This is a genomic window from Paenibacillus sp. RC67, from assembly GCF_030020805.1.
Lineage (GTDB): Bacteria > Bacillota > Bacilli > Paenibacillales > NBRC-103111 > Paenibacillus_S.
In genome coordinates, this window is record NZ_CP125098.1 from 7,363,409 (window position 1) to 7,389,570 (window position 26,162).

Annotated in this window: 23 protein-coding genes; 15 read left to right on the forward strand and 8 right to left on the reverse strand. The window is 47.4% G+C overall.

Annotation, left to right across the window (positions count from 1 at the left end):
* The first annotated feature begins 4 nt into the window (after nucleotides 1-4).
* The 6 genes from QMA13_RS33225 (at nucleotide 5) to QMA13_RS33250 (ending at nucleotide 5,606) form a co-directional block, all read left to right on the forward strand.
* Nucleotides 5-2,377, forward strand: a complete 2,373-nt coding sequence (locus QMA13_RS33225; protein WP_282937901.1) for a heavy metal translocating P-type ATPase — start codon at nucleotides 5-7, stop codon at nucleotides 2,375-2,377.
* Nucleotides 2,378-2,540: 163 nt separating this feature from the next.
* A complete protein-coding gene (locus tag QMA13_RS33230) occupies nucleotides 2,541-3,122 on the forward strand; it encodes a hypothetical protein (RefSeq protein WP_282937902.1) in 582 nt (193 codons plus the stop codon).
* A 167-nt stretch (nucleotides 3,123-3,289) separates the two neighbouring features.
* Nucleotides 3,290-3,928, forward strand: a complete 639-nt coding sequence (gene yqeK, locus QMA13_RS33235; protein WP_282937903.1) for a bis(5'-nucleosyl)-tetraphosphatase (symmetrical) YqeK — start codon at nucleotides 3,290-3,292, stop codon at nucleotides 3,926-3,928.
* Nucleotides 3,929-3,946: 18 nt separating this feature from the next.
* Nucleotides 3,947-4,471 carry a DNA topology modulation protein gene (locus QMA13_RS33240; RefSeq protein ID WP_282937904.1) on the forward strand — a complete coding sequence of 175 codons (525 nt, stop codon included), beginning with the start codon at nucleotides 3,947-3,949 and terminating at the stop codon, nucleotides 4,469-4,471.
* Nucleotides 4,472-4,513: 42 nt separating this feature from the next.
* A complete protein-coding gene (locus QMA13_RS33245) occupies nucleotides 4,514-5,188 on the forward strand; it encodes an HAD family hydrolase (RefSeq protein ID WP_282937905.1) in 675 nt (224 codons plus the stop codon).
* 31 nt (nucleotides 5,189-5,219) lie between these two features.
* On the forward strand, nucleotides 5,220-5,606 hold the full coding sequence (locus QMA13_RS33250) for a hypothetical protein (protein WP_282937906.1): 387 nt from the start codon (nucleotides 5,220-5,222) through the stop codon (nucleotides 5,604-5,606).
* A gap of 93 nt (nucleotides 5,607-5,699) precedes the next feature.
* Here the strand turns inward: QMA13_RS33250 and QMA13_RS33255 are convergent, their stop codons facing one another.
* From QMA13_RS33255 to QMA13_RS33265, 3 genes are all read right to left on the reverse strand, one after another.
* Nucleotides 5,700-7,184: a glycosyltransferase gene (locus tag QMA13_RS33255; RefSeq protein ID WP_282937907.1), complete on the reverse strand. Its 1,485-nt coding sequence runs from the start codon at nucleotides 7,182-7,184 to the stop codon at nucleotides 5,700-5,702.
* Nucleotides 7,177-8,634, reverse strand: coding sequence for a tetratricopeptide repeat-containing glycosyltransferase (locus QMA13_RS33260; RefSeq protein ID WP_282937908.1), 1,458 nt, complete (start codon nucleotides 8,632-8,634; stop codon nucleotides 7,177-7,179). The genes QMA13_RS33255 and QMA13_RS33260 overlap by 8 nt, the downstream gene beginning before the upstream one ends.
* Before the next feature lie 92 nt (nucleotides 8,635-8,726).
* Nucleotides 8,727-11,909: a hypothetical protein gene (locus QMA13_RS33265; RefSeq protein ID WP_282937909.1), complete on the reverse strand. Its 3,183-nt coding sequence runs from the start codon at nucleotides 11,907-11,909 to the stop codon at nucleotides 8,727-8,729.
* A gap of 360 nt (nucleotides 11,910-12,269) precedes the next feature.
* Here QMA13_RS33265 and QMA13_RS33270 point away from each other — a divergent pair, with 360 nt between their 5' ends.
* The 6 genes from QMA13_RS33270 (at nucleotide 12,270) to QMA13_RS33295 (ending at nucleotide 17,993) form a co-directional block, all read left to right on the forward strand.
* Complete coding sequence (locus QMA13_RS33270) at nucleotides 12,270-13,229, forward strand: carbohydrate ABC transporter permease (protein WP_481858068.1); 960 nt, start codon at nucleotides 12,270-12,272, stop codon at nucleotides 13,227-13,229.
* A complete protein-coding gene (locus QMA13_RS33275) occupies nucleotides 13,226-14,047 on the forward strand; it encodes a carbohydrate ABC transporter permease (RefSeq protein WP_282937910.1) in 822 nt (273 codons plus the stop codon). The genes QMA13_RS33270 and QMA13_RS33275 overlap by 4 nt, the downstream gene beginning before the upstream one ends.
* A 188-nt stretch (nucleotides 14,048-14,235) precedes the next feature.
* The gene (locus QMA13_RS33280) at nucleotides 14,236-15,609 is read left to right on the forward strand and encodes an ABC transporter substrate-binding protein (RefSeq protein WP_282937911.1); all 1,374 of its coding nucleotides are present in this window, start codon (nucleotides 14,236-14,238) and stop codon (nucleotides 15,607-15,609) included.
* Between the two features lie 260 nt (nucleotides 15,610-15,869).
* Complete coding sequence (locus QMA13_RS33285; RefSeq protein WP_282937912.1) at nucleotides 15,870-17,081, forward strand: hypothetical protein; 1,212 nt, start codon at nucleotides 15,870-15,872, stop codon at nucleotides 17,079-17,081.
* A gap of 167 nt (nucleotides 17,082-17,248) precedes the next feature.
* Nucleotides 17,249-17,719, forward strand: a complete 471-nt coding sequence (locus QMA13_RS33290) for a DinB family protein (RefSeq protein WP_282937913.1) — start codon at nucleotides 17,249-17,251, stop codon at nucleotides 17,717-17,719.
* Between the two features lie 91 nt (nucleotides 17,720-17,810).
* Nucleotides 17,811-17,993: a hypothetical protein gene (locus QMA13_RS33295; protein WP_282937914.1), complete on the forward strand. Its 183-nt coding sequence runs from the start codon at nucleotides 17,811-17,813 to the stop codon at nucleotides 17,991-17,993.
* 338 nt (nucleotides 17,994-18,331) lie between these two features.
* On the opposite strand, the gene QMA13_RS33300 is transcribed toward QMA13_RS33295, so the two are convergent.
* The 3 genes from QMA13_RS33300 to QMA13_RS33310 all read right to left on the reverse strand — a co-directional run bounded on the left by QMA13_RS33300 (nucleotide 18,332) and on the right by QMA13_RS33310 (nucleotide 21,312).
* Nucleotides 18,332-18,637 (reverse strand): spore germination protein, encoded by a 306-nt coding sequence (locus tag QMA13_RS33300; RefSeq protein WP_282937915.1) that lies wholly within the window; start codon nucleotides 18,635-18,637, stop codon nucleotides 18,332-18,334.
* Between the two features lie 166 nt (nucleotides 18,638-18,803).
* Nucleotides 18,804-20,579: a methyl-accepting chemotaxis protein gene (locus tag QMA13_RS33305; RefSeq protein ID WP_282937916.1), complete on the reverse strand. Its 1,776-nt coding sequence runs from the start codon at nucleotides 20,577-20,579 to the stop codon at nucleotides 18,804-18,806.
* A gap of 283 nt (nucleotides 20,580-20,862) precedes the next feature.
* Nucleotides 20,863-21,312 (reverse strand): GreA/GreB family elongation factor, encoded by a 450-nt coding sequence (locus tag QMA13_RS33310; RefSeq protein ID WP_282937917.1) that lies wholly within the window; start codon nucleotides 21,310-21,312, stop codon nucleotides 20,863-20,865.
* 257 nt (nucleotides 21,313-21,569) lie between these two features.
* Here QMA13_RS33310 and hprK point away from each other — a divergent pair, with 257 nt between their 5' ends.
* Complete coding sequence (gene hprK / locus QMA13_RS33315) at nucleotides 21,570-22,481, forward strand: HPr(Ser) kinase/phosphatase (protein ID WP_282937918.1); 912 nt, start codon at nucleotides 21,570-21,572, stop codon at nucleotides 22,479-22,481.
* 19 nt (nucleotides 22,482-22,500) lie between these two features.
* Here hprK and QMA13_RS33320 read toward each other — a convergent pair whose 3' ends face one another.
* Together QMA13_RS33320 and QMA13_RS33325 are read right to left on the reverse strand one after the other, a co-directional pair.
* Nucleotides 22,501-23,394 (reverse strand): alpha/beta fold hydrolase, encoded by an 894-nt coding sequence (locus QMA13_RS33320; RefSeq protein ID WP_282943674.1) that lies wholly within the window; start codon nucleotides 23,392-23,394, stop codon nucleotides 22,501-22,503.
* Between the two features lie 126 nt (nucleotides 23,395-23,520).
* On the reverse strand, nucleotides 23,521-24,018 hold the full coding sequence (locus QMA13_RS33325; protein WP_282937919.1) for an LURP-one-related/scramblase family protein: 498 nt from the start codon (nucleotides 24,016-24,018) through the stop codon (nucleotides 23,521-23,523).
* Nucleotides 24,019-24,240: 222 nt separating this feature from the next.
* Between QMA13_RS33325 and QMA13_RS33330 the strand changes: the two genes are divergently transcribed.
* Together QMA13_RS33330 and QMA13_RS33335 are read left to right on the forward strand one after the other, a co-directional pair.
* Complete coding sequence (locus QMA13_RS33330) at nucleotides 24,241-25,095, forward strand: AraC family transcriptional regulator (protein ID WP_282937920.1); 855 nt, start codon at nucleotides 24,241-24,243, stop codon at nucleotides 25,093-25,095.
* A gap of 102 nt (nucleotides 25,096-25,197) precedes the next feature.
* Nucleotides 25,198-26,073, forward strand: a complete 876-nt coding sequence (locus QMA13_RS33335) for a phytanoyl-CoA dioxygenase family protein (RefSeq protein WP_282937921.1) — start codon at nucleotides 25,198-25,200, stop codon at nucleotides 26,071-26,073.
* The last annotated feature ends 89 nt before the right edge of the window (nucleotides 26,074-26,162 follow it).

Sequence of the window (26,162 nt, forward strand, 5' to 3'; positions counted from 1 at the left end):
AACCATGCTGGAATACAGAGTAAAAGGTTTAAGTTGCGCGAACTGTACCCGAGAAATGGAGGAGCAAATCCAACGGCTTGAGCACGGGAAAAATGCAACGCTCAATTACAATAGCGGCAAATTGAAGCTAGATCCTAATGTAGCATTGCCTGAAGTGCAAAAAATATTGCGGTCTGATGGAGCATTCATTGATTCATTGGCTCCGCGTTCCATTAAGGCAGGAGCAGCTGGCAAAGTTACTCAGCGGGTCCGCAGCAGCAACCTCGCTATGGAAGAGAGCAGCGAACAGGTTAGCGCGGCAGTTGAACATGATGTTGCCGATTGCTGCGGAACAGACCATCATCATTCCCGTCCATCTTCCGGATCTGCGGGTGGAGATTCATCCGGCCTTGCGGTTCGGCAGGACGGCAAGGCTAGCGCAGCTCATGGAAACCATCATGCTCACTCCCATACTGATACTCACGGAAACGGACATACTCACGATCATGAAGGACATGATCATTCCCATTCCCACGGCGGAGCTTCAATGATCAAGCAGTTGGTCATTGCCGCAGTGATGTACGGAGCAGCACTGCTGCTCGAAGGCCGTGTACCGGGCTTTATAGGCATTATTCTATACCTTGCCGCTATCGTATTAAGCGGATATGGCACCTTCATCAAAGGCTTGAAGCGTTTGGTCCGGCTTCGTTTCAATATGGATACGTTGATGACGATTGCTCTTATCGGGGCCGTCAGTATCGGAGAATGGAAAGAAGCGACGATGGTCGCCATCTTGTTCGGAATTAACGAGCTGCTGGAAGGCATCGGGATGGAAAAAGCGCGGCGCTCGATGGAAACCCTGCTGCAAGTAGCTCCTAAACAAGCGGTACTGATTCAGGACGGCAAAGAAACCCTCGTCCCGATTGAAACGCTGGAAGTAGGAGACACCGTGCTTGTCCGTGCGGGAGAAAAGATTCCTTCGGATGGTCGAGTCTTCGAAGGAACGAGCTCCGTGAATGAAGCTGCGATCACTGGAGAATCACTGCCTTTAGAAAAAATGCCTGGTGATCGTGTATTTGGCGGCAGCATTAACCACGACGGCGTGCTGCGCGTTCAAATAGAGAAAGCCTACGAGGACTCGTCGCTGGCCCGCATCCTGCATTTGGTGCAGGAAGCTCAGGAGACCAAGACGCCGACGGAATTGTTCATTAATCGTTTTGCCAAATATTATACACCTGCTATTATGATTATCGCCCTGATTGTCGCTGTCTTCCCTCCGCTTTTCCTGCAAGGAGACTGGAAGGAATGGCTGTATCAAGGACTTGCCGTACTCATCGTCGGCTGCCCTTGCGCTCTCATTCTTGCTTCGCCTATTGCGATTGTTGCCGGGATTACCCGCAACGCCCGGCATGGCATTCTCGTCAAAGGCGGCGTTTTCTTAGAGCAGCTTGGTCGTATCGATACTCTGGCATTTGATAAAACAGGAACATTAACCCTGGGAGAGCCGCATGTGGAGCAAACGGTTGTGTATGATACCGATGAGCAGCGCTTTTACCGGGTGGCGGCCAGCATCGAGCAGTCTTCCACTCATCCGCTGGCTAAAGCCATCTTACGCGAAACCGCTAAGCGGGGCATTCAAGCGGAGCAGCCTGAAGAGGTAGTCGCCGCTTCCGGCATAGGGATTCGCGCTGTGCTTGGCGGCAAGCGCTACTCTCTAGGCAACGAGGCCAGTGTCAACCACCTCATCTTGCCGGAAGCCGTGCAGCAGGACATTGCCCGCTTCAAAGCGAGCGGCCTTACTCTCGTTCTTGTTGCTGACCATGAAGCAGTGCTCGGATTGTTCGGCATCGCCGACGAGATTCGTCCGGAGAGCGCTAGCGTTATCGCAGCGCTGCACCGCCGCGGCATCCGCCGCACGGTCATGCTGACGGGTGACAATCCGCAAACGGCAGAGAAAGTCGCACGGGCCGTCGGCGTCACCTCCTTCTACGGAGGCCTGCTGCCTGAGGATAAAGTCGAGAAAATACGCGAGCTTGGACGTGGAGGGCGGGTCGCCATGGTTGGCGACGGGATCAACGATGCTCCCGCTCTCGCCACAGCTGAGCTAGGGATTGCTATGGGCAAAGGCACGGACAGTGCCATTGAAACGGCGGATATCGTGCTCATGCAGGATCATCTCGGCAAGCTGCCTGATGCGATAGCTATCGCTCGCAGCACGAACCGGATCATCGCTATCAATATTACGATAGCCATGGGGCTTAAGCTGGCAGCACTGCTGCTTACGATTCCCGGAATGCTCACCCTTTGGTTCGCTATTTTATCCGATATGGGAGCTACTATTATTATAAGCTTGCTCAGTCTTACAATGCTAATTGAACGCAAGACATCGACAGACTGATTGCCTTTCCATCTAGGGTACCCCTTGCCTTCCCGGCAAGGGGTATTTGTGCTAACAAGAGAACCCCTCGGGACAGAATATCGCAATTGTTTACCTATTCACCCATACCATCTCTTCCTTTAGATACTAAACTGTTATCAGATTCTAAGGGAGGTGTCTGAGCTTGGCAGTAAGATCTACCCGCACGCTGCTTTGCGAAAGCTTGCAGCAGCAAAAAAGACAAACGCGAACAGTAAAAGCGCTGCTTCAACAGCAGGAAGCAACGACGCAAGCCATCACTGGAACAAAGACGGATCTTGTTAACGGAATTGCACAGCTTATAGGACAGGTACAAGCCAATCAGCAGGAAACACCTCGCACGATTGCACAGCTTGAGCCACTGCAGGCTAAGCTGGTTCAGGAAACGGATCAGATCGGGGTACAGATTCAGGATAATCATGCGCAAACTTCCCAGACACTTGAGCGGCTGGCCCAAACCCAGACAGCTCTGGGAGAGACAGCCCAGCATATTCAATTGCAGATGACGTCGAATCAATTGCAGACCCAGCAAATTCTTGGAGAAATAACCCAAACTCAAAAAGCACTCATCGTAGTGGCCGATTCCATCCGGCAGCAGGTACAGGCCAATCAACAGCAAACCGAACAAACCTTAGGACAAATCTCTCAAATGCTGCAGCAGCAGCTAACTGTCCTTACCCAAATCGTACAAAATACGACTCCCCCCAACATGGAAGGAAACAATTAGAGTCCACTCATCTCCGTCATATTGTTTGTTCTCAACTCTCGATAGAAGGAGCGGCAGCCAGTCTCCGCTCCCATTCGCACCAACCATAAGTATTTCTTTTCCTATATGGGCAGCAAATCCATAATATGGTACGATGGGTATAGTTCACTAATAAGGGAGTGAATCCCATGGCCATACATCCTCTACTTCTTGATATACAACAATCTATGACGTTTTCGGGTCACCTGGAAACGGATGTGAATCGCCTGCTTCATTTGCACCATTGCCCCAAAACCGCCGAGCATAGCTTTCGAGTGGGCTGTGAAGCAGAACGTCTTGCTGCCCGATTTGGCGGTGATCCGGATGCTGCCAGGTATGCAGGACTTCTTCATGATATTAGCGCGATCTTCCCAAACAGCGAAAGAATCCGCACAGCCGAAGCGCTCGGAATCGACATTTTACCCGAAGAAGCTGCTTTTCCCATGATCATTCACCAAAAAATTTCCCGTGTTATCACCAAGGACATTTTTCAAATTCAGGATCAAACGATATTGGATGCTATAGAATGCCATACAACTTTGAAAGCGAATCCGACCCAAATGGACTTAATTATATTCGTTGCAGATAAAATCGAATGGGATCAGCCAGGGAAGCCTCCTTATTTGGACGAGCTGCTCTCTGAGCTGGACTACTCTCTTGAACGGGGTGCCTTTGTTTATATCGAATACTTATGGAATCAGCGGGATCGATTAAAGATCATTCATCCTTGGCTTGCCGATGCATATGAGTACTTACATCCGATATGCTCGAAAATAAAAAATCCATAGAAACGGAGAACCCTGACGATGAATAAAGTGGTTGTTATAGGCTCCGGTGGTGCAGGTAAATCAACATTTTCAAGACAGTTGGGCGAACGGACCGGACTTCCCGTCCATCATCTGGATGCTCTGAACTGGCGACCTGGGTGGGAGCCAACGCCAAAGGATGAATGGGATGCTCTAATGAGGCAATTGGTAGGAAAGGAAACGTGGATCATTGATGGCAATTACGGAAGAACGATGGATGTACGATTGGCCGCGGCGGACACGATTATTTTTCTCGATATGCCACGGCATCTGTGCATTTACCGTATCATCAAGAGAAGAATTATGTTCCATAACAAAACACGACCCGATCTAACCCCAGGCTGTCCCGAGCATTTGGACTTGAAATTCGTCAAGTGGGTCTGGAGCTATCGAAGCGTTAGCCGCCCCGCATTGCTGCAAAAGCTAAGCGAACTAAACAGTCAAAAGACGATCTACATTCTGCGATCTCCCCGTGAAGTCCAGCAGTTTCTCGATCAGCTTCCCGTGGCGAAATCCACCATTTAACCTCCACTGTTCAAATTCACAAAAAGAGGGAGCTCAACAGCTATGAAAGCCGTTTTGTTCGATTTGTTCGAAACCTTAATTACTGAGTTTGCTGAAGGGGTACGTAAAGTACCTAGAATTCATGATTTTGATGAGCAGCAGGGACTGACCAGGCAAGAATATGACGAGGAATGGCGCACGCGGCAGGAGCAGAGAATGAACGGTACCTTTCCCGATTATCCTTCAGTTCTTCGCGATATTTGGAGCAGCAAAGGAAAAACGCTGGATGAAGCCTACATCCAAAAGCTCTATGATTCACGGCTATATGCCAAATTAGTTCCCTTTCAATCGCTCTCTCCGCACGTTATTTATATGTTAAAAAGGTTAAAAAGCAGTGGTATTCGCATCGGATTGATTAGCAACTGCACGGAGGAAGAAATTCGCGCCTGGGAGCGCTGTGACCTGGCCCCTTATTTCGACGAGGTTGTGTTCTCTTATGAAACCGGTTATGCCAAACCCGATCCCGAGATTTACGCATTAGCTTGTGAACGCTTGCAAGTGCAGCCGGAAGAAGCCGTTTTTGTCGGTGATGGAGGCTCCAGAGAGCTGGAGGGCGCTCAAGCATGCGGGATCAGAGCGTATCGTGCTGCATGGTTCTTCCAACTAAGCGACAGATTCAAAGACTTCGATCAGCTTACACAACCTCAAGATTTGTTAGATCGTCTAGGCATCAAATGAGATAACTTCGGATAAGGAGGATGATGTCCTTATGGCAACTCTCGTTAAACATAAAGAAAGCGGTAAAATCTTTGTCCTCATCGGTACTGGATATGGAGCCTATAAAGCGCTGCTGCCAAGCGTCATGGGAGGAAGCATGTTCCCGCATGAAGAAGCAGCGGAAATTCCGTTAGCCGCATTGAGTGATCGCTATGGGAATATTACCTGGATGCTTACAGAGGAGCTGCAGGTAATAGAAGTCGATGGTAAAGCTATTCGAGATTACTTCCCCAGTGAATCGGCTCAGCATTACCAGCAAGCCGCTGCCGCTACTGTTGAAGAATCGTGCCCAGCTTGTGGCTTCCGAGTTACTTCCATGACAAAGTCATGCCCCTCCTGCGGCCTTACCTTGATATTGGAAGAGCACGAGGAGAGCTGAGTTGAATGAGAAGTGCTGCAATCTCCGAGCTTCAAGTATAACAACCGAGATTGGGGACGCATTCCAGCTAGCATTCTCGGCTTTTGCACTGTGTTAATCGTTACCCTCGCCTTCATTACTTACTACTTCTTTCGTCGTTCCGACTAGCAGCCTGTTGATTTTCTCCTCCAAATGATGATGTTCTATCTGTAATCGCACCACATCAGGAAATTGTTCCGTATAATAATCAAGCAGCTTCTTCGCTTCGGCCAGTTTGCCGCTGTGCACCGCTAGCTCTGCCATTTGAAGCCCTGCTTTCCAAGCCTTCAGCTCTGGGTCGGGTGAAATCGTTCCACGATAGGAGATTATCGCTTCATGATAGGCTACCATTTCCTTTTTGGACTGCTGAACGAGACCTCTTGCTTGGCCAACCTGAGCCTGGGCTAAATGATAATGAGCGTCAGGATAATCAGGGGTCATCCGCAATATCTCGGTACATAGCCTTATAGCCTCCTCCCACGCGTGACGTATCAGGTGGATTTTAACCAAATAGAGGCGAACCGTTCCTATCGCAGAAAAACCAGGCGTCTCTTGTGCCAATCGTTCTGCCTCCTGCAAGTAGGTGAAGGCGCGTTCATGCTCGCCATTATTAAAACACTCTCTCCCATAAAAAAACCAACCAGACGGATTGCGGGGCTCTTCCTCAACCATGAGCTGCAAGAGCTTCAATGCGCGATCGCTTTTGCGCCGTCCTTTCCAAATCGCCGGATCATAGCCGTCATGGATCAGACGGATCCTCGCTTTACGGCTGATCGTGTTCACCCGCTCTTGTAGCCCTCCCGGAGGCGCTATCTGCTCATGAATTCGGCCGAAATAGCGAAGTCCAAAGCGAAGAGGAAACATCCTCGATTGGGAAAAATCTTGCTTGAAATGGCTGCCGTATTGATTGGCCATCCAAACCTGCAAGATAACAGGCAGCTCCGAGCCATCGAATAATCCAACAATTTCGCGCAAGTGTCGTGCATCCTCGGAATGAAGCACTTCATCAGCATCCACCCACAAGACCCAATCACTTGTCAGCAAAGGAAGTATCTCATTACGCAGCTGGGAGAAGCTATCCTTCCACTCCGATTGGTACAGCTTTACCTCCGGGAACTGCCGTACGATATCCATGGTTCGGTCCGTTGATCCTGTATCCATGACAACAATCTCGTCTACGGCCCCGATCAAGCTTTGTAAGCATCGATCTATACAACGCTCCTCGTTCTTCACCATAATAGCTGCTGTTATGGTGACTTTTTTTACCTTGAGCAGCTCCAGAATGTCTTCTCTTATTGGTCCCATCTCCGACTGCTTCAGCGCTGCAAAAACGGATTGTACCCAGTTAGCCTCAGGATCGAGCAGCCATGCACGTTGAAAAGCCATTTGAGCCATAGCCCCATGCTGCCGCTCCAATAGCGACTGAGCCAAGAAGAACCACCCCTGCGCCGCAGCAGGGGATACTTGGATATACTGGATGGAAAGCAGCTCTGCAGTATCAAAGTTTCGGTGATGCAAGCTTTGAACGATTCGTTCAGCGTATCCTACAGCTTCATCCATGGTTTCTCCCCCCTTTCCTATCGTTTTGCAGCACAGATCTTTGTTCCTGTATCACGGCGCGTCTCCTCTTAAGCTCGTCCCATTCAGGAAATAATTGAAGCAGCTTCGCGTATTCCTCATCCGCTCCCGCTAGCTCCCCCAAATCATAAGCTAGCTCTGCCATCATATAGCTGCTCTTCCAACCTGCAATATCATGATCCATCGGATCTGGCCCTCTGTAAGTGGAGAAGCCTTGCATTGCCAGATTTAGGCTGTACTCAGCTTCTTTATAAAGCTGCTTTGCCTTGAAGATATGGATCTGACTCAAGAAATATGAAAAGTCGGGATAGTCCGGAAATAACAGAAGCGCCGCTTGTACTTCCTGCTCCGCTTCTTCCCAGCGATTCAGCTCGATCAGGAGGCGAAGCTTAAGAGAGGCGAGTTCTATTCGCCCTGAGAATTCAGGCATCCCTGCAGCTTTGTTATCTGCTTCGTTCACGTAGTGTAATGCTTCTTCCCAGCGGCTTTGTAGAATAAGCTCCTGGCTGTAATTTATGAGTCCTATTGGATTATGGGGCTGTTCTTCCAGCATCCTATGAAGCAGCTCTTGTCGAGTCTGTACTATACCTCTCTCGATGGTGGGGTTACTTAGTAAATCCAGCCTGACCCTAATTTTCCGGCTAATTATAGTAGAGGATCCATCATTCGCAGCTCCATCAATCAATCGTTCATAAACGCTCCCTTCAAAAGAAAGCCCTTTTCGCAGTGGATACATGCGCGAATTCGTACAGGTCTCTATCAAGGCTCCATTTTTGCTCTGAAGCAAGATCAAATCAAGTGCTACAGGTACCTCACTCCGCTGAAACAATGATGCTGCCACTCGTACTTTATTGGCGTCTTCCGGATGAAGTTGTTCGTCAGCCTCAATCCAAATCACCCAATCTCCATTTAAGTACTTGTGTGCCTCATTACGGATTTGTGCAAAATTATTGTGCCATACCACCTGAAGGAGCTTTACCCATGGTAAGCTGCCAACGATTTCTAACGTCCGGTCGGTTGAGCCGTAATCGATCACCACAATTTCGTCCGCTGCTTTCGCCAAGCTCCGAACACATCGCTCAATCGTCTCTTCACCGTTCCTAACGATAATGGCAGCACTTATCCTCACTGGCTGCGTTAACAGCAGCAGCTCGATATCATATCGCTCCGATCCCGCTTCCCTCTTCCTGAGCTCCGACTGGATACGTGGCATCCACATAGCCTCGGGGTCCAGCAGCCATGCACGTTCAAAAACCATGCGGGCCGCAGCACCATAGCCGCGATGCATTAACGCTTCGCCTAAGGATGTCCAGCTCTGTGCATCCAGAGGGTCCTCCTCCAGCCGCTCCTTAGCTAAACGCTCAGCTTGTAAATACTCTTGCTGCTGTAATGCCTCCTTGATGGCTTGATGGGTATTCTGGATCTCCTCCACGCAGTTTTGCCCTCCCCTTTTGCTAAGCTGCTCTTCCTGACGGAATAGAAAGAGGTCAACCCGTGAGTTGACCTCATCTTAACTCAATGACATTACGCTGGTGGTCTAAAGATGGGGAATACGTCTAACGTTAACGTATGATCCACCTTGTTCACATAATGCAAGTTGATAACAACCGGATAGTTTAATGAGCTGCCGTTCATTATATTTACATAATTATCGTTAGACATGTGATAGGCATTATAAGATATATTATTCGGATTGTTTATGTCTACCAAATAAATAGCTTTTGACTTATCGTCTGTTGCCAGCGCTGGAAGTATGGTATCGGGATAAATGACGGTAATCACCGAATTAGAATATACACGATCTACATTACTTTCACCGAGCGGAGAAGACTGAACAGAGATGGTTTTATTAATGACATTGCCCGCTTTATCCTGAGCCGAGACTTTAACTGTGGCACCCATATCGATGCTTGAGCCGCTAAGAGTCATATAGTGATCTGACGTTATATCACCCTGGATAGAGCTTGTCACTTCTAGGGTATAATTCAATTTATCACCTTTATCCGCATCCACATCTGTGAAAAGTCCAAGTAGGTCCAAATCAATAAGATTCATTCCATCTCGGTGATCAAGATAGATTGTATTAATTCCATCGGGATCCAATACAGGTGCAGCATTCGGATTTACGGTAAATGGAATATTTAACAGCGCCGATTGATTAAATCTGTCGGTAGCCTTCACCTTGACGTAGAAGGTAACAGGCTGGTGGTTGCCTAATGGGGATTGAACCTCAACAAAAAGATCTCCCCCATCGATACCTGCTGACGTATGATACTGGCTCTTTAACTCCTCTACATTGTCAACCGCAAGATCCAGTTCATTTCCTCTGAAAAACTCATACAAATTTTCAATTTGAAAGGCATTCGTAGCGAGCCCATCCGTATAGGAGATTGGAGTTGGATTCCCCGCCACCATCGGTGGAGGTGCCGCTTCTACCGTTACCGGAATGTCCAGTACAGCGCTTTTGCCGTACATGTTCGTCGCTTTTACTTTGACAACGGTGGTTGTGGTTATATTGTCCGGAAAATAGGCTCCTATAAATTCAATCCATCTGTTGTCCTCGCTTCCGCGCAGCACTGCAAAAACCTCTCCGGAAAGATTCGTGTCCTCCACGATACTGTACTGTAGGTTATCCCCGCTATCCGAGCTCTTGAAATATTGATTTAAAAAGAGAGGGTACCCTTCCCCGTACTCCCGGCCGTTGGATACCGTTACATGCTCCGCCTCTTTTTCTATTGTAGGAGGAGCGTAATCGGTAACGAAAAGGATCGTTCTTTCTTTGGATATGCCGGTAGTCGGATTGGTTCCTAGAACCGTGAAGGTCGTATCTCCCATGATCCCTTCAAAAACAAGTTGGGCCTGCTCTGTATGGTTATTAGCTACCGATACGCTGACATGACTTTCCCACGATAATGGCAAAATTTCAAAAGCGGTTGCCCCTGTACTGTCAAAGAACGTCGATAAAGGAACAAAATAAGGATTCGGGTAATTCATAGGGTCATCTTTTTTCCATTGGATCGTATAAGGGGCAATAATATTAAGCTTCAAAGAAATGGAAGCACTTTTACCGAAAGGATTCGTAGCTTTCACCTGAAACACTTCTGAACCGCCAGTTACCGTTTGCACCCCTTGGATCACAAGTCGGCCGGTGTCCTGATTAATGGCGACAGTTAGGGTTGAAGGCAAATTTTCCAGACTATAAGTTAAATGCGTACCTGGACCTGATCTATCCATGAAAAATTCAGAAGCATTCAGTATTTGAGCCTCTGTAGCCCCCACAATCCATTCTATTGGGTCAGGATTTGATGTCACTTCTGGTGCCAGATACTCAAACAGGACAGGAATGCTGATCATTGCGCTGTTATTGTATGTATTTGTTGCCGCTACTTGGATGAAAGGTGTATCTGTCGGTAAAGAAGAAAGATTCACGCTATTCATCGTTAATCTGCCTGTAAGTTCATCTATAGCAGCATCAATATACGCCGATTTACTCTTGATTCTATACGTCAATGGCGAGTCAGGTTCAGTAACGATGTATGTCGCCATCGACACGGTTTGCGGCTCTGATTGACCTACAATCCATTGAATTGGATCAGGAAGCCCGACGACCACAGGAATCGGATTCCGTTTCACAGTGAATTGAACCGTCAAAGATACAGAAACGCTGCCGAATTTGTTCGTAGCCTTGACTTGAAACACTTCAGAACCATCTGATGCTGCCTGTACTCCTTGGATGACAAGCTGACCGGTGTCTTCATTAATGGAGGCGAATATAGTTGAAGGCAGATTTTCAAGACTATAGGTTAAAGGCGAATCCGAGCTGAAATAGGTAGCCATCGATATGGTCTGAGCCGTCGACACCCCTAGCTTCCAGTTAATAGGATTTGGAGTGCCTTTTACCACAGGAATATTGCCTGCCTGAATAGTAACCGGAACATTCAACGTCACACTTTTTTCGTACTGGTTCGTAGCGATAACCTGGATTTCTACGCTAGTCCCTACGTATTGTCCTAATGCCGAGGTTCCCGTAAGCGTCAATACGCCTGCTTGATCGATACTTGCATGAATATAATCATAGGAACTTTTAGCGTTGAACTTCAAACTCTCTTCAGCCGTCTTGGTAAAATAAGAAGCCATAGGCACCGCTTGCGTTTCCGTCTGGCCCGCTACTAAAACAATAGGATTCGGCTTCCCGTTCACACCAGGCGTCGGAGCACTGGTGTTATTCAATGGCTCAATACCGTTCAACAATGTCCTTACATCTGCAGCTTGAGTCACATCCACAGGATGCGCTGCGATATACTTGGTTACGTCCCCGATATCGATACGTTTGTCCGCTCCAGCGTCCAGAACATGTACTTTGAATTCCTCCAGCTTCCCGGTATCGTTGGATATCGTTACCATCGAAGAGCCAACTTGATCTCCACGCAGACTCAAAGGATTGCTTCCTAAGTACGAATAGGTCGCGTAGACAACACCGCTAACAGACTTTGAAGTTACTTTATAGGAGCTGAGATTGCTTAAATAATCGTTCAAATATATCGTTTTTTCGCTTCCTTGTGCAATCGTCATATCTTGAATAGGATGTACAACAGCAGCTGGAGCAGCCGTTCCGGGCTGTTGGGCCATTACGACGGAGGGCACAGCAATAACAGACATGACCGCCGCTGCGGATGCCGCTTTTGTGACCGAGCTTCTGGATACCATGGAATTCCACCTCGAAGTTCCAATTTAATGTAATTAAACTTTATTTTATCATACGAATTATTAAAAAACAGTAGTTTCATAGAGTAAATCCATCGAAATAACCTCCTTTTGCCTTACTGCAATACAATTGTCTTATTTTTATATCTTCTATTAAGATATCGGGATGGATTTGGCTAAAATCCCTTCCTCTCCACTCCCTTTTAATTGTTAAGCTAATATGAATCTCCATCCTTCTCTCAATAAAACCTTTAGATCCCCCTAACTCTCTCTTTACACCCGGGACTTATACTGAACGAGGCAGTTGAGATACGGCACTCCACCGTGTACTTACTGTGATAACCGTTAGGGGTGAAATCAAAGATGAGTCTTATGCCAAAAGATATCGGGATGCCTTCCGCTGTCGCGTCCAGGCCGAGGCGCATATCGCGTATCCGAAGCTTGAACCCATTGCGGTGGAAGGAAAATCTGCTCGCTTATTTGTTTATGGCTCCGTCACTACTGCTGTTCGGCATCTTTCTTTTTTATCCATTGGTTAAATCGATCTATCTCAGCCTACACCTGACCGATCCGCGTGGCCGGGTTGCAGAATTCGCCGGACTGGACAATTATCAAGAATTGCTGACCTCGGACAAATTTTACCAGAGTCTGAAGGTTACGTTTTCCTTCACTTTACTTACTGTGCCTACATGCCTTGTGATCGCTCTCCTGCTTGCTGCGCTATCGCACAATAAGCTGCGGGGGATGCGCGCGTTTCAATTTGTGTTCTCACTTCCCATTGCGATTTCGGTGGGAACGGGCTCTGTCATCTGGATGATGCTGTATCATCCGAGTGTCGGGGTATTAAATTATGTTCTCAGCTTATTCGGCATGGCTCCGGTAGGCTGGCTTACTGACCCGGCTGTAGCGCTTCTCTCCGTATCATTCATGACCGTATGGATGAACCTCGGCTTCAACTATATTGTGCTTTTGAGCGGACTGCAAGGCGTTCCTGAAGAAATCTACGATAGTGCCAAAATCGATGGCTCAGGCCCCATCCGTACCTTTGTACAACTGACACTGCCTTTAATTTCCCCGACCCTCTTTTTCTCCGCCATTGTTTCAGTCATCGGTGCATTCCAAACGTTCGGACAAATGCACATCTTGACCAGAGGCGGGCCCATGAATACGACGGATGTCGTTGTTTATAACATCTATCAGGATGCGTTCGTTAATTTCCGATTTGGTATCGGCAGCGCGCAGGCGCTCTTGCTATTCGCATTCATTCTTGTACTGACACTGATTCAGTTCAAATTTTTTGAAAAGAAGGTGCACTACCAATGAGGTCTCGCTTGCAGCAAACGCTGCTCTATATTTTGCTGTGTATCGCGGCGGCACTGGTACTGTACCCTGTCTTTTTCACCTTGTCCGCTGCTTTCATGACGCCTGCTGAATCTTCGGCCTATCCGCCCAAGTTCATTCCTGGCAGCCTATATTGGGATAATTTCATTAAAGTAACTCAGACTGTCCCCATCTTCAAATTCATTACCAACAGTTTGTTTGTCTCTACCGCTATCATGATCGGACAGCTGCTTACAGCAAGCTTGGCCGCTTACGCTTTCGCTTATTTAAAATTCGTCGGCAAAAGTGTCTTGTTCGCCCTCTTTCTCTCGACGATGATGATCCCTTGGGAAGTGACGATGATCCCGAATTATTTGACAGTCAAAAGCTGGGGCTGGCTGGACACCTACGAAGGATTGATCATTCCTTTCCTAGCTACGGCATTCGGAACGTTCCTGCTTCGCCAATTTTTCCTTCAGCTTCCCGCCGGCCTGTTCGAAGCCGCTCGTATCGATGGCTGCGGCCATTTTCGCTGCTTCTTCCGTCTTGTGCTGCCGCTGTCCCGCCCTGCACTGGCTACACTGGGAGTGTACTCGTTCCTTACGCATTGGAACATGTACCTGTGGCCGCTATTGATCACTAATGGAGAAAAAATGCGTACCGTTCAAATCGGCATCAGCATGCTGCAATTTGAAGAAATGACCTCCTGGAATCTGGTACTCGCCGGCGTAACTATCGTGCTGCTGCCATCGCTTCTGCTTCTTGTCTTGGGCATTAAGCAGCTGGTGGGCGGTTTAACGGCAGGAGCTTTAAAGGGCTAGCCCTTTGTTCTGTTCCGCTGATTCGAAATTAACGATCTAATGTGGGATTCACATTCAGAATGAACGCCATTTCGTTTGAACATAGCTTGTCCTTGTTGTCATCGGGACACCTATCCTCAAATAAATAAAAAAGCATGTGTTCAACATTTCCGTTGACGCACATCCAAAAAAAGGGAGAGAAGAAGTAAATGAAGAGCTTTATGAGAAAAAGCCTGATTCCGCTCTGTATGGCATCCGTAATGGCGTTATCCGCATGCGGCAGCAATGCGACTCAACAAGGAGCCGAAGGAGGCAGCGCTTCCCAGCCCGCAGCGCCTGTTAAGAGTCAGGAGCCGGTGAAGGTCGTCTGGTGGCACTCCATGAGCGGAGAGCTTGGCAAAGCGGTAGACAAGCTCGTATCTGACTTCAACGCATCCCAGAAAAACGTTGTGGTGGAAGCCGTATTCCAAGGAACCTACGATGAAAGCTTGAATAAAATGAAGGCTTCCATGGATTCCAAGAGCGGACCGGCGCTCATCCAAGTGTTTGAAGTGGGCAGCCGCTTCATGATTGACTCCAAAGCCATCACCCCTATGCAAAAATTCATCGATGAAGATAAATACGATCTATCCCAGCTTGAAGAAAACATTTTGAACTACTACCGAATTGACGGCAAGCTGAACTCTATGCCATTCAATACATCCAATCCGGTCCTGTATTACAACAAGGACATGTTTAAATCGGCCGGTCTTGATCCTGAGAAACCACCTGTAACCTACGAAGACATATCCAAAGCAGCCAAAGCGATGACTAAAGACGGCAAAACAGGGGCATCCTTCGCAATCTACGGTTGGTTGATGGAACAGTTTTTTGCCAATCAGGGCGCTGAACTCCTGAACAACGGTAACGGTCGCAAAGCGGTGGCCACCGAATCTTTGGTCAACAGCGACGCAGGTGTCAAAACATTAACTTGGTGGAAGCAGATGGTGGACGATAAAGTCGCCTTGAATCTCGGACGTAAAACCGATGATACGAAAAAAGCGTTCCTCGCTGGTCAAATCGGCATGACACTCGACTCTACTGGCTCTCTTCGTGGAATAGTTGACGGAGCGCAAGGCAAATTTGAGGTCGGCACGGCCTTCCTGCCTAAGCCTACTGATGCTAAAGACGGTGGTGTGATCGTTGGCGGTGCGAGCTTGTACATCCTAAACAACCGCAGCGAAGCTGAACAAAAGGGTGCATGGGAGTTCATCAAGTTTCTAGCCGAACCAAAGCAGCAAGCTTACTGGCATGTTAACACCGGTTACTTCCCTATTACAAAAAAAGCGTATGACGAACAAACGGTCAAAGACAACTTAAGCAAATATCCACAATTGAAAACAGCGGTTGAACAGCTTCATGCTACCAAGGCAAATACCGCTACTCAAGGCGCAGTTATGGGCGTATTCCCTGAAGCACGCCAGCTGACTGAGACGGCGATTGAGGAAGTATTGAACGGCAAGAAGCAGCCGAAGGAAGCGCTCGATGCCGCTGCCAAAGAAATTAGCAGCAAGCTCGCTGCTTACAACAAAACGGTGAAGTAATAAACAGCTCTATAACCAAAACAAGAGTGACTGTCCAGTACACAAGCAAAATGTACCGGGCCTCACTCTTTTTTTCTGTTCTGTGTGACTAATAATCAATATTATGGAAAAAAGTTCCGCTAATCATATTATTTGCGTTTATAATGGTTTATAGAAAAATCTAAGACATAACTCATGACAGGTAACCCTTCAGAATAACAGCCTTCCATTGCTGCCCCCCATGACATAGAATACATATAGAAAAGGAATGATGAGGAGACATGACGGTTTCATTCATTACGTTTGGCATTACATTCTGGCTAGGATTATATATAAGCAACCGAGATAAACGAAACGTTCGCTTGCTGCTTTGCGGAATCAGCATAATTCTCAACACTTTAGGCATCGGGGCTTCCTTACTGCTTTCTACCGCACATCCTCCGATAACCTCGTTAGTGGCATGGATTCCTTCGTTATGCCTATATTTGTCATTTGCCGCTTGGTTAAGCGCAGTGGTTTGGAGCTCTTTCGCCATACAAGATGAACCGCAGCCGAATCCCTCTATATGGAAGAAACTTACTGGCTTTGGCCGTTTCACTACCGTATTGCCGTTACTCCTTGGAGTTGTTACCGCCTTTGGTTACTCGCTACATTGGTGGGATGACTCCAATACATGGGCGCTCGCACCCTTCTCCGCCACCTTGGCCTTGTTCGGTATTCATCGTTTAATAAAGGAAGTGGAATCACAAGGAGAAACGTGGCTTCCTGACTTTCTCCGATCCTTTGACTATTCCATTATCTTTACAGCATTGTTCTCCGGCCAAGTAGCCATCGTCATCCTTCTGGGAGCAGGCTGGAACGCAGTAACGGTATCACTCCTGCTTGTTAGTATCGTCATTTCGATTACTTTCCAGGTCTATGTGTACCCCGTTCGGGCCTTATTGGACAGCATTGCGTTCGCAACCTTTCCGAAGCTGCGAGAAGACCGAGCACGGTTGAGGTTGGTTGAGGACGTTCAAGTTCGCATAGACGATCAAGCACAGCCAGAAGAAATGGATGAAGAGGAGCTATACAGGCATACACGACGTGCGCTAAGTCAATTTGGCGATCTGCAGCGAATCGCTGCCAGTCCTCTTACTCAGCTGAGGCTGATTGAACGCAGATTGAAAGAGCGCGGGGCTGATGATGAAGTTGTCGAACGTGCGGTCGAGTTAAAGGCCGTACTCCTAGAAAGCGTAGGGCAATTAAAGCCAAGGCAAGACGAATCGTTCGGCACAGCCGATGAATGGAGGCATTACAATGCGCTCTACTTTCCTTATATTATTGGCATCAAGCCTTACAGTCTCCGCTACTCCCCGGACAAATTAGATCCATCTTCTTTGGAAGCTCTAGAGTGGTTTAGAACTTATGTACCGGAACGCACCTATTACAATTGGCAAAATGCAGGCGCCAAATTAGTCGCCACCATGCTCAAGGAAAAAAATGCAAGCTAAGCAACGAATACGATCGTTTTCTCAAAAATAGGAGAAATCGGTCGTTTTTATTTTTAAAAAATGACTTTGTGGCAGTAAATTGCAGTGAAATGTATGGTAATGGCAGGTTTTTTCGAGCTAGGATAGGGCTGTAAGAACCACCAATACCCTTTTAGGAGGAATGTTCAATGTCACAAGCAATCATTAAAAATGGTGTAACGGTTCGTCAATTGGTCTTAGGTTCCGTCGAGGCGATTCCGGAGGAATGGTACGATAAACAACCTAATGGATTTAACCATACGATTAGATGGAACGTAGGTCACATGATAACGATGATGAATTGGTTTCTTGCTAATCAAACCGCTTTCGAGTATAAGCTGCCTGAACACTACTTCTCCTTATTCATAACTGGAACCCAACCAACGGATTGGACGGTTACTCCACCATCCAAGGAAGAGTTGATACATCACCTGTCTGGACAATGCGAAGTGCTGACGAAGCTCCCTGCGGAATCGTTAGAGCAGCAGCTGGAGAAGCCGTTTGAAATGGGACCTTTGCGTTTTATGAGCCCAGCGGAAGTCCTTAGTTTTGCCGTGGCCCATGAAGCCGTGCATCTTGGAATGCTTTCTGGTTTAGTAAAAGTCATTAAGGTAAGCTAGCCTACAAAAAGAGTGCATTCTTTTCCAACCATCCGTCCATACTACTGTTGGTATTTCAATCAAAAAAATTAATTATCGGAGGTACGAAGGAATGCCTACTAGCAGAGGACATCAAGGCGCTACAGGAATCGGACAAGCGGAGGAGCAGCTGAACGACCAGGTGCAAGCAGCTGGAGAAATGCAAGGAGAAAGCGAGCTGGATCAAGCAGTATCGGAGCAAGCTAACCAACAAGAAACCGAGCTGGATGAAATCATTCCATCTGACCCAGAGTAGCCAAACTAAGCGATCATAGGTGTAAAAAACAGACACGATACAGTGTCTGTTTTTGCAGTGGCTATAGGTATCCGTTATGACTTTTTCCAAGGAGGGTCCCCGTACTTATGAATCAAATCCGAAATCTTATACAAAAATAACGGAACAGCTACCGTAAGAATCGTACAGAGAATAACCATACCAGAAGGTAATCGCCTAAGAATGATCTCCCACAAAATCAATGTCCCCTCTCTGACCTTAATACACTGCCGCTCCTCTGAATTTCAGATTCAACTGTCACCTCTATAACAGCTTTGGAGAAAAGCTACTTCCCTTCTTCCCAATCATCTTTAATTTTCTTACACGTTGTATAATATTCCTGGTATAAAAACAGCCCGAAATCGGGTAACAAGCTCATCCCCGAATGCAGGGATTGTCTTATTGGATTCACCTAGGTTGATGAGCATGCTTTTTAAAATCAGCTCGTTGACCAGCTCTCTATTGACTAACCCATCGATACAGATAATCGCACCGGAATGCCCCGTGCCAATCTTGAATTCTCTAATGACCAGGTCGCTTGGAAACCCCATTTTATTTTGGATGTAATCTATATTGCTCTTGAGATCCACAGACAGTTTTGTCTCATTCTTCTCTGGGTTCGTCATATCTTCACCGCCTCAAAGCTAAATCCCATTTATTACTATTACCTGAATGGGTAACACTTATCCAAATGAGACTAGCCGCAAGAAGGAAGCACTGCAAAATAGAACAAAAGCAGCCCGCTAACTGCATTGGCTGCAGCTGCGGGCTGTTCTATAACTAGGCTTCAAACTATGCGGTTTTAAATTGGGATAAAAGCTGCTGCAGCTCTCCCGCCATGTTGGATAACGATTGGGCCGAGGTTTGCACTTCCTCCGTCGTATGAAGCTGGCCTTGTGCCGAGTCCGATACGTTTTGGGATGAAGAGGCCGTTTCTTTGGCAATATACGCCACTTGCTGAACCGCTGCGGTGATTTGCTGCGCTCCGGCCGAGATTTGCTCGGAAGTTGCTGCCATCTCCTGAATTTGTGATGCGATATGTGAGGTCGAGACTAAGATTTGGTTAAAGTTCTGCTCCGTTCCCTTAACTAGCTCGATACCCATCTGGACTTCGTCCTTCACTTTCCCCATTGAATCGCCGGACTCACGGATACTCGATTGAATCTCGTGAAGCAGCTTGGCAATTTCGTTTGAGGAGCTGCCTGACTGCTCAGCAAGCTTGCGCACCTCGCCAGCAACAACGGCGAATCCGCGCCCCTGCTCGCCTGCACGTGCAGCCTCAATGGCGGCATTAAGCGCCAATAGATTGGTCTGCGACGCAATTTCTTGAATCGCCAACAAGATGCTGCCGATCTGGCGCGATTTATTCTCCAGCATATCAATCACTTGATCAGTATGATGAACCGAAGAATGGATGGATTGCATCTGATTCACCGTATTTTGAACAAAGGCCTCGCCGCTTTCCGCCTGCTGCTTCGTCCATTCAACGGATTCGGCAATGGAAGAAGCGCTCTCCGCCATACGGCTGATTCCTTCTCCAACCTCCTCCATAGAGCGTGACGTTTCTTCCATCGTTAACGTTTGTTGATCTGCTCCTGTAGCCACTTCCTTAACGGTTGCGGCTATTTCAGCGGAGGTCTGCTGCATTTCACCTGAACTCGACTTCAGCTGTTCTGCGGATACAGTGACCAGCTGCGCGTGCTCATTAATGGTTTCGATCATTTGTCTCATATTGTTGGCCATATGTACAAAGGCAGCGTTGAGCTCGCCGATTTCATCATTACGGTTTAGAGCTACTGCTCTCTCTGATAAGTCGCCTTCCGATATCCGTTTCGCTGAATTGCTCATCTCTTTAAGCGGTTTGGATACATGCCGTGCCATAAAGAAGGAGACAGCTAATCCAACTGCGATAGCCAGAATACTAAGCACAATAACCCAAATAACCCCGGAACGATTCGAATCTTCCAGCTCCTCTGACCATCCATCTGCATGGGTCTGAATATTGCGAGTGAGCACATCAATAATCATGCTGCATCCGCTAATAAATTCATCTGCCTGTTGGATCAACCTCATCCCATCGGGACCGTGCTGCTGAGCTGCACTTAGAATCGTAGGAAACAAGTTTTCATACGATTCCCATTGCTTAGCAAACAATTTTTGAAGCGTGATATCTTTGTCTGTAATTGCGATCTTCTCCAACATCTTGGTTTTGGACTGAATTTCTCCAAACAGCGCCTTCGCTCTATCCGGCTGAGTAACGACTTCATCAGTCATTCCCATACTGGACATCTCCCCTGAGCTCTTCTCTGGCATATTCAGCTGAATGCGAAGAATCAGATCATCCAGTTCTTTAATATCGTGGTTCAAATTCCCCAGTAAAACAACGCTCGGCAAGCCCGTTTTCGTCATTTGCTTGGACTTCACGCCCATTGTGCTCATTTGGGTCAGTGAGGTTGCACTTACAGCCGATAGCAGCAGGAGTACGATCAAAAAGCTGAAGAACAATTTCTTGTACAAAGATAGCTGCGAAGCTTTCATGACCATATCCCGTAATAGTTTCTCTTTCATTCCGTTTTCCTCCGATTCTGTCTGCTTTGTAGGGTCTTTTCTCTATTTTTTGAAAGCGTTTTTCCCTTTCATTTACATTTCATCCCCATCTTTATTTCGACAAGATAGGCCTAATTCTTTATAGATTTTGTCGAATTTTAATTGTTTTTTTCAAAAAAAGTTGCTGCATTGTGAATAAATAGGGACTATGTCCCATATTCAAAACCCAAAGAAAACAAAAAGCCCTTACAGCCAAAAAAAATCAGCTAAGGGCTTCCTGTTCCTCATATGATATTATAAAATGCTACATTCTTGGCTTATCATAGGGCTCTCCCATATTGACATACTTCACCTGACGTACTTGTACGTTCGAGCTGCCTATCGGAGTTTCGATTGATCTGCTCTCGTCCTGTGCTGCCATTAGCAGCTGGAATCCGAATGGAGCCAGAAAAGAAATCTGGTTGCGCTCTGGGTCAGCCTGATGCGGAAATACAATCGTATAGCAATCCTCAAAGCCTTCGTCCACCGTCTGGATCTCACTTCCTATCAGCGCGACGGAATGAAGCTTATCTTCCTCAAAATTAGCGATGATATCTTCTAAAGTCCGGGTATACTCCTCGACGAATTGCTCGCCTTTTTTCTTCATTCGTTCATTAGCAAAGTAATTATCCAGAATATGAAATCTTTCCTCGTCAAAATATACGAGCTGGCGAATCAGCTGCAGTCTGGCAGATTGGAGCAAACTATGGTTCAAAATAAGGATCACCTCCGCTGCGAACAATCTCGCCTTCCGTAAAATATCCGTATAACGCTTTCATTTTTGTTCTGACCTCCTTTGAAAAAATAAGGCCTCTTGGATAAGAGGCCCTTTACGTTATCTTACCAGAAAGATGCTTGTATTCCCAACCCCCTCCAGCGATTTCGTTAAAAAAGCATACTTTCCAAAGGGAAACAGACGGTCCGTGTAGAATGGTTAGAAGCACGAAAAAAATGAACAAGAGGAGAACAACGATGACGAAATCTGTGACTGTACAGGATCTGGTGAAGCGCTTCTCCTTGGAAGTGCTTGCCGGCGAGAAAGAGCTGCATAGAACGATTGAAAAGCCTAAGACCCACCGCCCTGGACTGGAGTTTGTTGGATATTTCGATTTTTTTCAACAAGCACGTGTGCAGGTGCTGGGGAGCAAAGAAATTACTTATTTGCATACGCTAAGTGAAGAAGAACGCAACGAAAGAATCGGCAATATTGTGAAATACCATCCCCCCTGCTTCGTCGTTACCCGCAATCAGGAAGGGCTTAAATATTTAATGAAATATTGCGAGGAGGAAGGCATTCCTCTGCTGCGAACCCATGAGGCGACACCTAAATTTCTGGAGCTGGTGGACGGCTATTTAACGAAGGCGTTAGCCCAGGAGATTACAATCCATGGAGTCATTGTTAATGTCTCGGGAATCGGCATATTACTTCGGGGTAAATCTGGTGTTGGAAAAAGTGAGACGGCCCATACGCTCATTCGCCGAGGCCATCGGTTGGTTGCGGACGATATTGTCGTGCTTAAGAAAATCAGTCCTGAGACGCTAATCGGAACTCATAATGGAAAAAGCAAAGAGTTCCTGGCTCTGCGCAGCATCGGACTTATTAATGTATCCCGTCTGTATGGAAGAAGAGCGTTTCAGGATGAAACGCGTATTGTGCTCGATATCGAGCTGACGCAATGGAAGGATGATGCGTTAAATAACGATCTGGAGCTGGAATCTACCTTCACGGACTATATGGATGTGCGCATCCCCCATATTGAGATCCAGCTTCAACCTGGCAGAGATGTGGCCGGACTGGTCGAAGCAGCTGCGAACAATTGGTACCTTCGCCAGCAAGGCTACAGCGCCGTTGAAGATTTCATGAAACGGTTGGAAGAGCACTAATGGCAAGCCGCGGCGCATGCTATGGATGCTGATGGACCGTCTCTGATTCTGGAGGCGGCTCCTGGAGCAGTCCCGCGTGTAAGGTTAGCAAGTCTTCCAATAGTAGCTCTTCCTCCACAGCGGTAGGTGCCGACAGCGGAGTCAATGCTGGATCCTCCATCCATAAGCGAATCAGCTCCGCCATTTCACGCGGGTTTTTGGTTGGAATTTGATGCTGTGCTCCCGCTATCAGATGGTATGTGCAGTGGGGTATGCGTCTCTGAATCAGATGTGCATAACGATGGAAGCCGGTATCCTTCTCCCCATAAATAAGAAGCACCGGTTTATGAATGCGGTGAAGCTTGCCAGTGCAATTATAGCCGTAGCTGCATTCAAAATATTGCCGCATACTGCGGATCTGTCCTTGCACCCCTTTGGAATACAATTGCTTAAAGGTTGACATCATGTCGGCATTTCCCATGGCTATAGCAGCGGATAGCAGCTTTTTACCAGATAGCTTGCACAATTGCATGGCCGTCCAAATTCGGGTCTTATTGAACCAATCGCTCACCTCGGACATCGCACTGATAAGGATTCCCCCGAGAATCCGTTCCGGATAGGCAAGCATCCCCTCCAGCGCTACAGCGCCTCCGGTAGAGTAACCGCATAGCACCGCTTGGGGAATATTTAACGCGTCAAGCAGCTGTAGGATGTCGTCTGCGATAAGCTCGTACGTTACTTTTGCCTCCGATTGACCGCTTCTTCCGTGTCCACGGACATCGAATGTTATGACCTGGAACGTGTCCGAAAGCTGCCGCCGCTGATAGGCGAACACGTCTCCTGTCAGCATGGGCGGATGAATAAATACAATGGGTACCCCGCTTCCGACCTTTTCGTAAAACAAATTAACTCCGTTAATCTCAACCATCGGCATGCTGTTCACCTCAATTTAAGGTTTCCAATATTACCCGATAGTCTCTCCGCATTCGCTTAATCAATACATTTTATAAAAGATAATAGTCCGGCTTATTTTCGCTAAGGATAGAGCTGTATTACCGCTTTAGGTGGAGGCAGCGTTGTTATGCCTTTTTTGAATGGCATGCACACCCATCACGACCAATATAAGCTCCTCCATCGGAATCTTAGAGTGGTTGGATAATGCAAAAGCTCCTGCACCAAAGAAGCCATCGGTTCTCTTAAATTCCGCAACCGTCTCTCCTCCCATCGTGCTTACCGTATACTCCCGGGAAAATGCAGGCGATTCAATCTCAAGCTCCCCTTGCGAGCCTTCATACCAGTACCTTTTGGAAAAGAGGGACATCTTGGCCTTGAGAACGCCGATCTCTTCGCCATAACGGTCGAATACCAGCCAAGCATTAGAGAAAAAACGAAATTTACCGCTGTACGATACGTCTCCCCGCTCATCCAGAACATGAATCCCTGCAGTGAACATACTTTGCAGATTGAGCTCTCCTAGCTTGTCATTATTCTCGTTGACAATATCCGTAAAGCCCGTCGAAAAGAATCGATCCGAGAAATAGACTGTCTTGGCATCCATTAATGTGACCTCCTTTGTATTTCCTTCCATCTTTTTTCCATTATGTACTTCTTATTACGCTGGCAGGAGTGGAAATGTTTCACTAGGAATCGCCCGTCGATAGACGAAATTATTTTCTCTCTACGACTTGGGATAAGTTCGTGCTATGCTGTTACTTAATAGCTTAGCACATGCTTTCGAAGCAAGTTTTCTCTTCGGCAAAACTCTGAGGACGGTGAAACCATGAACGAAATGAACTCACTGTTAAACGTACAGTTTCAACGCAGCCCTAACACAGGAAAAGCCCGCTGCGAGCCAAGCTGGCACTGGCAGCCCCATCAGCCGCTATCCGATTACGATTTATGGTATGCCATGTCGGGAACTGGGAAAATGACGATCAACGGAATAGATTATCCCATAGGAAAAGGAACCTGCTTTCTCATCCGTCCAGGAGATGTGCCCGAAACCACACAAGATCCTGAGGACAGGCTGACCGTCATTTTCATTCATTTTTCCATGATAAATCCGCAAACCGGTGATCTTTGCCAGCCATCGCCTCTACCTGAGCGCTATACCGTCGTTAGCGATACCTTGCTATTCGAAATGCTGCTGAATCGGCAGCTGCAGATGATTCATGCGCAGGAAGCATGGGAGGATATCGAATTCGACTTGATGATGAAGCAAACGATGCTTCATCTATTTCGCTGGCAGAGGACGGATGACTCCCAATCCACTGGTAAGCATAAGCAGCTGATTGCCCGTGTCATCAGCTATATTCGTGAGAACCCGGGCAGACGGGCTTCCCACCACGACATAGCGGGACAAGTTCAGCTGTCTCCGGAGTATTTGAGCATTCTATTCAAAAAATATACAGGCACTTCTATCAAACAATATATTACCGACGTTCGACTGGAGAGAGCCATGCACCTGCTCATGGAAACACCCATGAACGTATCTCAGGTTGCGGAAGCCTTGGGCTATTCTACCGTTTATTTGTTCAGCAAGCAGTTCAAAGAGCATTATGGAACTCCGCCTTCCCATTGCAAATGGAAGTCGGAGCCTTCTCAGGCACATGCACGGCCAGATTCATCCAAATGAATGAATATCGGTTTAAGTATAAAAAGTACCCACTTACCTCCATTCAACGCTTCACCTTTCTCCGATAAGATGAAAGCATCATCAGTCTAAGGAGGAATTAAGGTGACCCAACCAACTACCCCGCGTACATTACACTCTTACGAAAATCAGGATGACGAGCAGCTAGCCAGACATGTCGCGGAGACGTTATACCGATACGATTCGATAGCCAGAGATCGCATCCCAACCTTGAATCACTTAACAGAGCAGCATGTTAAACAGTTTTGGGAAAGAGGTTATCTCGTTGTCGATGAGGTGCTGAGCACTGAAGAAATCGACACCTCGCTGAAAGCCATCATGGACGTTCTGTTCGGGCGTTCTGTAGGAACGAAGATCCAATTCGTGAAGCCGAAGGCAGAGCTTCACACTGAGGACGAAATCGAGCAGGCCGCACGCAAGCTGTATGACTACGTAGATCATGAGCCTAGGCTAAGAGATATTGCTTATCATCCCGGAATCATGAAAGCCATGGAGGCTTTGTTCGGCGAGGCGCCTAAAGTAGCGCAGGACCAAGCCATTCTGAAACCGCCTTCAGGAGGAGCCGAGAAACCGTGGCATCAAGACATGGCCTACGGCAATCTGGCTTACGATCAATCTGTTATCGGAATCTGGCTGGCTCTGGACCCAGCAGAGTTGGATAATGGCTGCATGCATGTCATCCCTTACTCTCATAGACAAGGAGCCGTTCCACACTATGCCGTTCGCGATTGGCAGCTGTGCGATGTGAGTGTACAAGTCGAGCAGGATGTCGCCGTTCCGTTAAAGCCAGGCGGAGCCCTTATTTTCTCAGGCTTGCTGCACCATGGGACGCCACCGAATTTTTCCGATAAAAGGCGCCGCTCGCTTCAGCTCCATTACGCTCCCGAATCGGCTAAAAAATTGACTCCGCAGGAGTATAAGCGGATGTTTACGAATGAAATGACAGGCGCAGAGTGCTGACGCTTCTTAGCTCAACATAAAAATCGAAGATATTACGCAACCTGATAAAAAAAAATGCCGCAGCCTCCTTATTAGGAGAATGCGGCATT